The organism is Nostoc cf. commune SO-36, assembly GCF_023734775.1.
GTDB lineage: Bacteria > Cyanobacteriota > Cyanobacteriia > Cyanobacteriales > Nostocaceae > Nostoc > Nostoc commune_A.
On record NZ_AP025732.1, the window covers coordinates 378,867 to 391,406 of the forward strand.

Sequence of the window (12,540 nt, forward strand, 5' to 3'; positions counted from 1 at the left end):
CACTTTTGTAAAAACACGTTTGCCCTAGCGAATGGAATTCACGGCTATACAGACAAAACCTACGTCCGTGGGTTTCAAATCCTTTGGGGATAATAACTGCGTTGTATGAAAAATACCTAAAAATAGCTAGTATTAATTCTTAGAAAAACCACAAATTTCAATTTCTTCTTGACTAAAAGTATCCTTTAATATCTTGCGGAGAACACGCTGAATATGAAGGTGTTTTCCAGGCTTGACTTTTGTCAGCGTCAGCAGCAATAGATTATTCTCACCAAAGTGTTCTAGTCCAGCTACGCGGGTAGGTTCTAGAACATCCTGTTCATCTGCTTTTAACTGCTGTCCTACCTTCTCAACTACTCTATACACATGATCTAAATTTGAGTTATATGAAACGCTAACTTCTACCCTGGCATATATATACTGCTTAGAGTAGTTAATAATTGATCCGATATCACCATTACGAACTATCTGCAATTGACCATCAGGATGGCGGACGTGAGTGGTTCGCAGTTCAATCGCCTCTACAATTCCCTCAATATTTCTCTCTTCAACTTTCCCGGCTTCGACATAATCACCAACCAAGTAATAGTTTTCAAACAAAATCAAAAATCCACAAACAACATCATTAATCAGGTTTTGCGCCCCAAGACCAACTGCTATACCCACAATTCCTGCACCTGCTAAGATCGGTGCAGGATCAATACCAATCAGTTTGAGTATAGTTACTCCAGCAGTAAAGTAAACGAAATATTTGGCGAAACTCCGCATTAAGGGAATCAGTGTCAGCCGTTTCTGTTGCTGTGAATCATTTAAATCTGTAGTTTTTAAGTAGAACTCATCCAGAGTAAAATAAACGACTTCAATAAAAACATTGCTAATAAGATAAACCCCAATAATCTGCACAATTCTGGGGGTATAAGCACTTATCCAAGCGATAGGTTCTATTTCTGGAACAACAAGATTTACTATGCCAACATAGAGGATGTATTCCAAAGATTTTTTGAAGAGGGGAATTAAGTGGCGTAAACGCTCGTATAAACGCAGGAGATTGTCAGAATTGGAGTATTTAAGACTCAGTGCATCGAGAGTATCAACAATGGTAGCAACAGCTTTAACAATGAGTAAACCGATTGTGATTGTAATGTATATTTTTAAAGCTATGTAAAGATATTTGGGAACGACTTCTGGGATGTAGAGAAACTTAGCACAGATGATAAAAGAAGATATCCAAAGGGTATGAACAATAATTCTTTTTAATACTTTAAAGAAAGCCTCAATACTATCATCATTAGCTTTTATTTGATCGACTTGCTTCGCGTAATCGCAGACCCAATCTATACCCCGCTTTAACGGTGGAATGCTAAATTTAACTAGCAATAGCAAACTCACGCTTTTCAAGCTTGCCGTAAAAATATTGATCCAAAATTGGGTAGGAAGACTACGAATTAGATTAAGTTGAAATTCCTGAATGTTTCCACCTCGATAAATCACCATCCCATTCACACCAACCACCGCCACACACATAATCACACAAATTAAAATTAAAATTTTGCTGATGCTGCGGCGTAGAAAAGTGATATTTGCAGTTCTATCTTGAAACCAAGAAACTTTAGCGACTTGCTTGAAGATTATGCCAATTAGCCAGTTCAACAGCAAAAAAATGATTATTAAAAGTAGGACTTCGCCCAGGATAATTAGTATATTATTCATTTTATAAATATCAGTTGCTTCATTTATTTAATTTAAGCAGGAAACTACTGCCAAAGTGCTTGAAATTTGCTACTGTCTGTGTGCATGGATGTAGTCCACAAAGTAAAATTTGGGACGAAGCCAGAATCTCAGCCAAGCGTAAGCCCCTAAACCTAGTAGTGCGATCGCAATTAAGGGTAAACCCAGAGTCAGCCGCAATCCATCAGGAAATAGAGCAACAGCACAAACAGTAATAACAAAGTAAATTAAAAGTACTGCTTGCAAGCGTTCCACAACTAACAGTGCTTCTTTACAGCTATGACAATGTTTAGTGTGTTGATTGTAGCGATCAAGAATTTGTTGGCGATGATGATTGATATTTCGTACTTGTGAAACGTCGATTCCAACTTCCTTCCAGGGTAGTTGTCCGTGACAATAGCGATCAAACCAATTCCTAAACTCAATTACTAAACGGTCTGCGCTTGTTGGTAACTGATAGGCAGTTTTCCAGCTTTGGGTATATTTTTTTTGTTGCAGAAAACGCTCTTGCTGCATAAGAAGAACCATATCTCCATCAATAACCAGATTGCGATCGTTGATGTGTTCCCACCAACGGGGTTGCAGACGAAAGAGTGTTGTGGCCAAAGTTACGGGCAAATAAAATAATAATTCTAGACTTACCTGGAGATACAGGTATACAATAGCTGACAAATCCAAACTGTTTGCTGTCATCGCCAAGACTGAAAGTATACTCCAAGCGACACGGTGGTTCAAAAGTAATTTTTCTTTGAACACGTCCAACTGTTGTCACTTCAATCAAATCGGGTGTTGATTGCTCAATTTTAAACTCAATTGGTCTGGCTTTTGCGCGATCGCCCTGCACGCCATGATGAGAAAAAGGAACATGGCTCGGATCTGCCACATTTTCTATAAGAGTTTGCCAGTCATACTCTAAATCCCGTACAAAAGAAGTCCAAACAAAGCCTTTGCTTGCATCAATTTTGGGTGACAAAGGTAAGGGTGTATTATTAGCTTGTTGAGTTGATTTTGCATCTGGCCAAACCCAGAGTAAATCCTGTTGCTGACGGACTGGTAGTGCTACAGCACACAGATTTTCTTTATTCTTGCTTACAAGTTCTGGATTTTCCGCTTGGGGAATATGAGTACAAATTCCTTGCTTGTCAAATTGCCAACCATGATAACTACACATTAAATTCCCCGTTTTCTCATCAATGCGCCCCTCACTTAAGGGTGCAAGACGGTGGGGACATTGATCTAAAAACACCTGAAAAGTTTCAGATGATTTGGGTTTCCAGATGACTAAATGCAGCCCCAAAAGTGTTACTGGTGTTGGTTTTTTGGGATCTAAGTCTTCGATTGGTGAAAGAGGATACCAATGTTGAAAAAAATTGAATTCTGGTTTCATATAAAAAAACTAATATGTCGGGACAGAAAAATCTGTGGCTGAGTTGATTAAGTGACACACCAAAATAAAAAGATATACTTTCAGATGCTAAAGAATTTAAAATATGGACAATGCTCAAATATATCAGCCCTCTTCAATACCTATTTTTTAATAAACTCAATATTTATCCAAAAATAGTAGTGTTAATAGTTGATAAATAAACCATAAAATGAACAATGGTACAGTTCATTTTATGGCTTTTTCTATGATTACTTGCCTAAAGTCCTAAATTATCAGATAGAAATTTTTGGCTTCTGCGAAGGTTATGCTAAAACCTCAGTCTGTAGTAGCGCCTTGCGTAATGCTGTTACTGCTTCTTCTGTCTCTATCAACCTCTCAAGAGCAAGTGCAATATCATCTTCAACCTTTAACAGTTTAGCTGCTTTTTTTACAGCTTCTCGCTCTTCAGTTGCATAATGGTCAACACGAGCCATTTGAATTGCATGATACAGTAATGACCTTGATTTCGACCAAGTAGGAACATCAACTGTAATCTTACTCAGCAGAGTTTCTAAGTCAGAATTTTTATAGTCAAATGCTTTGTATTTCGCTATTACTTCTTCAGGAGCGCCAGCCAAGCGTTGATGATTTACTAACCAGTTAAATTCGGCTTCTGAAACCTCTCCGTCTGCTCCAGCAATAGCAAGCAATGCATATCCATAGTTTAGATATGCTTCAGTAGGAATTGCAGAAATACCTAAGTTCTGTTTCAGAAACTCTGAAGCTGGTAGTACTTCTTGAACATTGCTCATATATTACCTCTTTGTTTTTTTGAGAATTTACCATTTAGCAGATGCAATTTATAAATCAAAGAATTATTGTCTAGGTTTCTACTTACTGTTTAACCGTTAAATTCTTTCGATAACTGCTGATGTACTGCTATTGGTATCTACGCATTTAGATATTCTCAGCATCAAAGCGAAAATGCAAGGAAACTTAAGACAGTTAAGAAAGTTAGCAAAAAATTATTTTAAACTGAAAAAATACTATAGCTAAATACTTGATATCAAACAGCTAGCTATTAACCACTCTTGTTGAAAACTACGTCTTAGTTCTGGAACAAAAAATACTCCGTTTATTACTTTACGTCTAGTTAAATTCCTTTAGGTAAGACTTGGCATTCTTATTTAACAAGTGTGCTTGACTCTACTGTTTTACCTATCTGTCAAGTTTAAATTGATGGGTAAGCCAGTTCGTAGTCAGGGCTTTAGTCCTTACTCTAAACCTTCAAAACTAGCTTAGACAAAGTACTAGGCTGAGGGAAGTTTTTGATTTAATTAAAATCTGACCTTTCACTTCATATAGAAAAGCCAAGACTACACATAAACCCTAAGCAAGCTTTCCTACTAGGGAATGGAAGCGAGATTTTCTAGATAAGAGTGAAAAGTCAGATATGGAAAAAGAGATTCTGTCTGTCCTATCACCAAGTAGAATTAATGCTCAGTTCACCCGGAACCAAGCTTAATAAATAAAGGCGGAGGGATTAACCACGATCCCAGTTGCGATCGCGCTCATAGCGATGGTTATTGTCGCGAATGTTGCGAAGGTTATATATCGCGTTCATAGCGACGATTGTTATCACGTTCATAGCGACGGTTGTTATCACGTTCATAGCGACGGTTGTTATTACGTTCATAGCGACGGTTGTTATCACGTTCATAGCGACGATTGTTATCACGCTCATAGCGACCGATTGTTATCGCGGTCATGACGGCGATAATTTTCAATGTCATAACGGCGATAATTGTCACGAATGTTGCGAACGTCGTTCTGGCGGTCATAATCACCATTTCTGTAGTGACGACTATGACGTTCGTAATTACCATCATCGTTGCGTTGATAGCTGTGGCTATCAAACTCAGCAAGATAAGACACTGGTGTATTAGCCTCAGCTTTTGGAGAAATAGCCAAAGCTGATGCAGATGCTATCAAGCCAGCCAGCAAAATAGAGGTAAAGCGGTTCATAATGTTAGTCAAAAATTATTGACATTAATTTATGCAAGTCCAGTCTGTTTAGGAAGAGCAGATTCCACAAGTCTTTAAATCAATCCTAACAGTATTGAAGAACTCAAAAAGTTTTCTTGGGTGCGGTGATAGAGAAAACTTTTGTTGTCTATGATACTTTCTGACCTTCCAAATCCCGTGAAAAGTTAAAATTAAAATAAATCTTTGAAGTGGAAATACATGACGATCGCACCTTTACCAAAACCTATCAGCTAGCCGATGATCTGATTTACCAGACAAAACGCACACCAATTATAATTAGTGTGCGTCTGCGGTTAGATTTTAGAAATTCTCGAACTTAGCGATCGCATCCTTCATTTTATCCACCACCTCATCTACAGGGATAACTCCCAATTCCCCAGAGGCGCGGGTACGGATACTCAAGGTGTTGGTTTCCACTTCCTTTGCTCCTATCACAGCCATCACGGGTATTTTTTCTTTCTCTGCATTGCGAATCTGTTTACCCAAGCGATCGCCACTAGTATCAACTTCTGCACGGATGCCCAATGCACGCATCTTCGCCACCACATCTTTAGCAAAGTCTAGCTGTGTGTCACCCACTGGCAGTAATCTAGCTTGCACTGGCGCTAACCACAAAGGGAAATCGCCTGCATATTCTTCAATTAAGATCCCAATTAATCGTTCCAGTGAACCAAAAGGCGCACGGTGAATCATTACTGGACGTTTGCGAACACCATCTTCGGCAACGTACTCTAAATCAAAGCGTTCTGGCAAGTTGTAATCTACCTGCACAGTTCCTAATTGCCATTCCCGTTCTAAGGCATCACTAAAGATAAAGTCAAGTTTTGGCCCATAAAAAGCCGCTTCTCCAATACCTTCAAAGTGTTCCATCCCCAAGGTTTCAACCGCACGGCGAATTGCACCTTCGGCTTTGTCCCAAACTTCATCTGAACCAATGTACTTATCACTAGCTGGATCGCGGAAACTCAACCTAGCTTTAAAGTTCTTCAGTTGCAGACTATTAAACACCGACAAAATCAAATCCACCACACTGAGGAATTCACTATCTAGCTGTTCTGGGGTGACGAATAGGTGAGAATCATCTACAGTAAAACCGCGTACCCGCGTTAAACCGCCCAATTCCCCTGATTGTTCATAACGGTAAACAGTACCGAATTCCGCCAAGCGCATCGGTAGTTCTCGATAAGAGCGTAACTCACTCTTATATATTTGGATGTGAAAAGGGCAGTTCATCGGCTTCATGACAAAGCCCTGTTCCTGTGCAGCAGCTTCCTGATCGTCTGCCATTAAAGGGAACATATCTTCTTTATATTTCTGCCAATGTCCAGAGGTTTTAAATAAATCTACTCTGGCAATGTGAGGCGTTACTACAGATAAATAACCCCGTTTTAATTGTTCTTGCTTGAGGAAGTCTTCTAAAGTACTCCGTAACAGAGTGCCTTTGGGTGTCCACAAAGGTAAACCTGGCCCTACAAGATCAGAAAATATAAATAATCCCAGTTCCTTACCCAGTTTCCGGTGATCTCGCCGCAGTGCTTCTTCTTTGCGTCGCTTATATTCAGCGAGTTGTTCTGGGCTTTCCCAAGCGGTGGCGTAGATGCGTTGTAATTGAGCTTTAGTTTCATCTCCACGCCAATAAGCCCCAGCAACGCTTTCTAGTTCAATTGCTTTAGGGTTTAATTCACTGGTATTTTCCAGATGAGGCCCGGCACACAAATCCCACCATTCATCCCCCAGGTGGTAAATCGTGATTGGTTCCTCTTTAATATCTGACAGGATTTCTAGCTTGTAAGGTTCGTTAATTGCCTGAATCCGGCTTTCGGCTTCTTCGCGGCTGACTTCTTCTCGAATAACCGCCAACTTGCGATTGATAATCTTTACCATCTCTTTCTTGATGGCTTTGAGATCATTTTCGCTAAATGGTTCTGGACTGTCAAAGTCATAGTAAAAACCGTTTTCAATCCAAGGGCCGATTGTAACTTGTGCCTTGGGAAACAGCTTTTGTACTGCCATTGCCATTATATGGGAAGCAGTGTGGCGAATCTTTTTTAAGTTCTCCGATTCGCTGGTACGCGGTAAATAAATTTTTTCAACTTGTTCTGGCTGTTGTGACTGATTTGATGAATTTGGCGACATTGGCTGCTGAACCATTGGCGAAGTGATTACAAAAGGTGATTTATCTGAATCTGTAGGCTTATTCAACTATAACGACTTTGATTTTTGCTTTTTTCAGCTTTAGAAATAATTCAGAATGATTTAGAGTCAACCTAGGATAGCGAGTCCGCGATAGCGTCGCATCTGAATTAAGAGGTTTAAGACTCCCAGTGAATATACTTTCGTTAGCGGCGCTTCTAGGTGGCGGGTTTGAATCCCCCATTATATAGATGCTGAATTCTGACTCCTGACTCCTGACTCCTTCTTCAATCAGGCATAAAGATAAATTTTTGATTTTTTATCTGAGCGTGAAATTCAGGATTCAATGCGTAGGCGTAGCCCGTCGTAGACATCGCTAAATTATCTGATGAATTGCAACTCCCTTTCATATATACTTATAGCCTTCTCTCCAAAGGAACTGTACAAACCAGATATCAAGACTATATAATAAATTTGTGTCTTTTGTTACAAAATTTTACATCTCCAAATTATGAGAAAAATAATAAAAGTATTAAGAAACGTAAATAACGTTAATATTAGTAAGCAAGCTTGAAATATGCTTCTCATTTATGCCAGACTCAAATTTACCAGGGACTGAGTTGCTGAAAACAGTTTTAGAACCTCTGCTAGAGGATTTTCAGCATTGGTTTACGCGATCGCGCCATTTACTCGAAACTGAGCAACTATCGTTTATGAGTCATCAAGAGCAATCTGACTTACTCTTGCGGGTTAAGCAAGCTCAGAAGGAACTAAATACGGCAAAAATGCTCTTTGCTGCTACTGATAAACAAGTTGGGATTGATATGGCAACGTTAATGCCTTGGCATCAATTAGTAACAGAATGCTGGAATGTCGCAATGCGCTTTCGTCAAGGGCGTGAGATATAAATAGCACCTGGGAGTACTTATCGATGTCTTACGACAAGCCGAGGAAGCGTCTACCTAAGATGATCAACGAGTCGTTAAAGAGATAGTGAAAAAAGCTTAACAATTTCTTAACATTTGTTAGATTAACAAGATAATGTATCCTATGCTACCGTAAGTGAAATAACGGTTGACAAATAGTTTCATATAGATGTAACAGCACCAAAAGTGCTTCAAATATTCGTCTTAATTGTGAGTCATAGTATCGGCGAAACAAAGCGTTACAAAATAAAGTTTTAAAAATTGCTACTCTGGAGGAAAATCTAATGTTACATCTTCTTTACATTCTTGCTTTTACAATCCTTGCATTTATAGCTGTTGGCAACTTAATTCGTAACTTGATCATGTTCAGTTTTGATCGCGATCGAACTTATCCGACGAATTCCTCGCCTATAAATAATCAGGGTAACTATGGTTATTATTCATCAAAAAAACAGTTTGTACCCCATCCTGAGTTATTAGATAGCGCAGGCAATTTAATTAAAGAGCCGCTTTTGGTAATGCGTTCAATCAACGTTGAAGATGCGCGTCAACATCTCGATGCACTTTACGAAGCATCCCCAGGAAATAAGAGAGATAATTCTGAGGAAGCATAATGTAGCGACGCGATTAATCGCGTCTGTAAGCAGTTTGGGTGTAAAGTATTGTTGTTTTTACATCCTTAACATTCTTTACTTTTAGCAGAAGTTTATTACCATACTTCAATTAGAAGCGATCGCGCAAGTAAGGAACTAGCAAATAATTCTCTCACCAAAAACACTTGAAGATTTTCTTCGAGCCATTATAGTGGCGGTTAATGCGATGCAAGCCACAATTTTATACTATAGTAAGTAAATTTTGATAACTTTATATTTTAGTTAAGTTGCAAATTAAAGCTGAAAACTGAGAATTTTGAGATAATTCATTAGTTATTAAACTTTCAAAAACACAAGACATATCTAGCGTTTCTCCCTTGGGTGCAGTACAGTTTTGAACTCACTTGCATTATTCTCTTCCTTACAATGGAAGTGTTACTCCCAAAACCTAGTAGGAAAGGGGCTGGGAATTAGGTCTGTATTCCATGCAATTGAAAACCGCTATAGTATACTCAGCAAAAATACGAAATTCAGAGATTTTTTGCGTATAGAGATGCATTTGTTCTTTTTTATTATACAATTTTGTCTTAAACATCTTTGATACCTGATTAGATAAATTTATGACAATTAATTAATTGATTGAATTTAATCACTAATCATGGATTAAATTATGTAAATATAATAGTAATAATTTTTGGGTAAGAAAATTTATTTAAAGAGTATAAATCAACTTAGGCAAAGTAGGCGATGTCTACAACCGACTACGCCAACACCTCGACTATATAATATAATCAGTGAACCCTGTTTATCAGTGAACACGACAGTTAAAAATATACAATAATTTCTTTTTAATACTTACTTCTGAAATATTTTACTTGTGCAAGCACATAGCAAAGTTGGTCGAGAATGTATATTGGGCATAGTTAGGTTGTCAATCAACAAATCAAGTTGTATACACTCCTCCTAGTTAGTAACAAAGTGTTACGCCTACTTTGGCGAAAAGCGCTTTTTAGCGTTCTTTACATATTGCAACTGTCTCTTTAACTTGAGAGTCCCTTGGAATTTGTACAATGCAGCTGTGACTTTTGATTTTGTCGAGGTTGAGCGTTTAACAATAATTCATGAGCATTTCGACTTCTGTGCTGAGTGATCTGCTAAAGTCCCTACCGTACTTGCGGCCCCAGCTATATTTTAAAGCTTCACTAACGGCGCTCTCCCATGCGATGGAAGATCAAGTTTTGGCTGCGACTTTAGCCCAACCCCTTGTAATTGCTAGTTTCCAGCGAGAGCGATTCTACCGCCAAGAAGCTCATCGCTACCTGCGACTTGCTTTGCGGAGTAATCAGATATATGTATTATCTGCTCCAGAAACCGATTTCACCAACAGTTCGGAACACTACGAAAAGGTAGCTTTTGAGCCAGATGATGGTTTAAGTCAAGAGTGGCATTTGGTCGTGATTGCTGACAATTATGCTACTTGTCTGGTTTGTCGGGAAAACCTTGGTTCTATTGCCAAAAACAAGGAAGTCCCGGAACTAAACCCTAATCTGGATATAGACACAGCGCGAAGATTTGAGGGAGTTTGGACATCGGAAAGGGGAGTTAGCCTCAAAGCAGCCGAATTGCTGTTAGACAGAATTTTGGTTTACAGACCAGAACTAGCAAGTAAAATTCAACAAGCGCGTCAAAGGTTTGGCATAGGAGAGCCACGAAACAATTCTGGAGTAGAACAGGTAAACGAATATGCTTGTGACATTGATACAGATCCCTTTGTGCAGCGCTTAGTAACTTATTTGCAAGCTAGTCAATACAAATTGCACAAAGCCTACCGTTCCATTGCTGTTCAGGCGCGGAAAGAACGATTAGTCAACTCTATTAGCACTGCCATTCGGCGATCGCTCGATCCTCACGAAGTTCTCCAAGTGGCGGCACAAGAATTAGGACAACACCTAAAAGCTTGTCGCTGTTTAATTTACCGCGCTCAAGCTACAGATAACCAAGCCATAATTGAACACGAGTTTTTGACTCCCGGTGTTCTATCTGTTAGTGGACAAACCTGGGAGTTAGAAAAAAATTCCCTATTTCGGCACATAGTGGAACAAGCTGAAGGTGTTTGTGTGAGCGATACCCTGAGTGACCCTCGTGTTACCAAATCGCCAGGACTTTCGATGATCGCCAAAAAGTTTGCCATTCGTTCTTGGCTGATGGAACCAGTCTTTTATCAGGGGCGATTATTGGGCATTGTGGAGTTACACTATTGCCAGATGCCACCGCACGAGTGCCAACCTGGGGAATTGGATTTAGTAGAAGCGATCGCTACCCAAGTGGGAGCCGCTCTCATCCAAGCCGAGGCTTACGCTAACCTAGAAGAACTGAACCAGCAGCTAGAAGCCCTAGACCGCACCCGCAGCAACCTGATAGCCATCACCGGACATGAACTGCGTACCCCCCTATCCACCATTCAAGTCTGCTTAGAAAGTCTCGCTACTGAACCGGATATGCCCTTAGAGTTGCAGCAAATCATGCTCAACACTGCTCTTTCCGACTCAGAGCGGATGCGGAAACTGGTACAAGATTTCCTCACACTTTCCAACTTAGAAAGTGGTCGAGTGGAATGGCATCCAGAATCCCTCAGCTTACAAGAGTGTGTGGATTTAGCACTCAGCCGAAATCGCACGCGTTCCTCAACGGAAAAGCCGCCGCAAATCAAGACTCAAATTGCCGAAGGACTACCCCTGATTAGAGCTGATGGTGATTGGCTAGTCGAGGTACTGGCAAAACTCATGGACAATGCTTTTAAATTTACGCCACCCCAAGGAGAAATCACCATTAAAGCGATTTACAACAGCCGTCAAATGGTTGAGGTGACTGTGGCTGATACTGGACGAGGCATTGAACCAAATCGTTTAGAAATAGTTTTTGACCGCTTTTATCAAGAAGAAGGAGCGCTGCGCCGCACCACTGGCGGGACTGGACTTGGTTTAGCAATTTGCCGTCAAATTGTTAATGGCTGGGGTGGGGAAATTTGGGCAAAGTCAACTGGCAAAGACCAGGGTAGTCAATTTCACTTCACCATCCCGATTGTTCAGAACACCCAGGAAGAAAAGCGGACAAAAGTTAAGAGTAGATAGGGATTAGGCATGGGGCATGGGGCATGGGGCATGGGGCATGGGAAAATGACCAATGACCAATGACCAATGACTAATGACTAATGACAAATGACTAAAAACTGTTACAGTCTATGACGCGATCGCAATATGATCCTGGTTGCGGTGTTAGGATTCCCTAAAAACATTGAGAGAATGACTTATGGCAGAAACACTCTCTGGACAAACCCCGCTATTTGCTGGCAGCACTGGTGGCTTGCTGACAAAAGCAGCAGTTGAAGAAAAGTACGCTATTACTTGGACTAGCCCGAAAGAGCAAGTTTTTGAATTGCCTACAGGTGGTGCTGCTACTATGCGGCAAGGTGAAAACCTGCTGTATATAGCTCGTAAAGAATATGGCATCTTTTTGGGCGGTCAACAACTCCGGAAACTCAAAATCACAGATTATAAAGTTTACCGGATTTTACCCAACGGAGAAACTACTTTACTTCACCCAGCTGATGGTGTCTTCCCCGAAAAGGTGAACCCAGGTCGTGACAAAGTGCGTTATGTAGACCGTCGTATCGGACAAAACCCCAGTCCCTCTAAAGTTAAATTTAGCGGTGTTACTACCTACGACGCTCCGTAACTAGCTGTTAGTA

General features: G+C 40.1%; 10 protein-coding genes and 2 pseudogenes. 5 read left to right on the forward strand and 7 right to left on the reverse strand.

What is annotated here, in order from left to right; genetic code table 11:
* Positions 1-132 precede the first annotated feature (132 nt).
* The 6 genes and pseudogenes from ANSO36C_RS01725 to ANSO36C_RS01745 form a co-directional block, all read right to left on the reverse strand.
* On the reverse strand, positions 133-1,710 hold the full coding sequence (locus ANSO36C_RS01725) for a mechanosensitive ion channel family protein (RefSeq protein WP_251958110.1): 1,578 nt from the start codon (positions 1,708-1,710) through the stop codon (positions 133-135).
* Positions 1,711-1,779: 69 nt separating this feature from the next.
* A pseudogene (locus ANSO36C_RS01730) lies at positions 1,780-2,899 on the reverse strand (aromatic ring-hydroxylating dioxygenase subunit alpha).
* A pseudogene (locus tag ANSO36C_RS34685) lies at positions 2,891-3,115 on the reverse strand (Rieske 2Fe-2S domain-containing protein); the annotation flags it as partial. The pseudogenes ANSO36C_RS34685 and ANSO36C_RS01730, both read right to left, overlap by 9 nt.
* Positions 3,116-3,417: 302 nt before the next feature.
* A complete protein-coding gene (locus tag ANSO36C_RS01735) occupies positions 3,418-3,906 on the reverse strand; it encodes a tellurite resistance TerB family protein (protein WP_251958111.1) in 489 nt (162 codons plus the stop codon).
* 795 nt (positions 3,907-4,701) lie between these two features.
* Positions 4,702-4,863, reverse strand: a complete 162-nt coding sequence (locus tag ANSO36C_RS01740) for a hypothetical protein (protein WP_251958112.1) — start codon at positions 4,861-4,863, stop codon at positions 4,702-4,704.
* Complete coding sequence (locus tag ANSO36C_RS01745; RefSeq protein ID WP_251958113.1) at positions 4,835-5,131, reverse strand: hypothetical protein; 297 nt, start codon at positions 5,129-5,131, stop codon at positions 4,835-4,837. Before ANSO36C_RS01745 ends, ANSO36C_RS01740 begins: the two co-directional genes overlap by 29 nt.
* 197 nt (positions 5,132-5,328) lie before the next feature.
* Between ANSO36C_RS01745 and ANSO36C_RS33785 the strand changes: the two genes are divergently transcribed.
* The gene (locus ANSO36C_RS33785; RefSeq protein ID WP_267145350.1) at positions 5,329-5,460 is read left to right on the forward strand and encodes a hypothetical protein; all 132 of its coding nucleotides are present in this window, start codon (positions 5,329-5,331) and stop codon (positions 5,458-5,460) included.
* Here ANSO36C_RS33785 and thrS read toward each other — a convergent pair.
* Entirely contained in the window at positions 5,441-7,291 is a 1,851-nt protein-coding gene (gene thrS, locus ANSO36C_RS01750; RefSeq protein ID WP_251958114.1) for a threonine--tRNA ligase, read from the reverse strand. The two genes, ANSO36C_RS33785 and thrS, sit on opposite strands and share 20 nt — an antisense overlap.
* 572 nt (positions 7,292-7,863) lie before the next feature.
* Here thrS and ANSO36C_RS01755 point away from each other — a divergent pair.
* The 4 genes from ANSO36C_RS01755 (at position 7,864) to ANSO36C_RS01770 (ending at position 12,527) form a co-directional block, all read left to right on the forward strand.
* Positions 7,864-8,181 carry a DUF2605 domain-containing protein gene (locus tag ANSO36C_RS01755; RefSeq protein WP_251958115.1) on the forward strand — a complete coding sequence of 106 codons (318 nt, stop codon included), beginning with the start codon at positions 7,864-7,866 and terminating at the stop codon, positions 8,179-8,181.
* 302 nt (positions 8,182-8,483) lie between these two features.
* A complete protein-coding gene (locus tag ANSO36C_RS01760; protein ID WP_251958116.1) occupies positions 8,484-8,813 on the forward strand; it encodes a DUF2973 domain-containing protein in 330 nt (109 codons plus the stop codon).
* A gap of 1,100 nt (positions 8,814-9,913) precedes the next feature.
* Positions 9,914-11,923 carry a DICT sensory domain-containing protein gene (locus tag ANSO36C_RS01765; RefSeq protein ID WP_251958117.1) on the forward strand — a complete coding sequence of 670 codons (2,010 nt, stop codon included), beginning with the start codon at positions 9,914-9,916 and terminating at the stop codon, positions 11,921-11,923.
* Between the two features lie 178 nt (positions 11,924-12,101).
* A complete protein-coding gene (locus tag ANSO36C_RS01770; protein WP_251958118.1) occupies positions 12,102-12,527 on the forward strand; it encodes a photosystem I reaction center subunit II PsaD in 426 nt (141 codons plus the stop codon).
* Positions 12,528-12,540 lie beyond the last annotated feature (13 nt).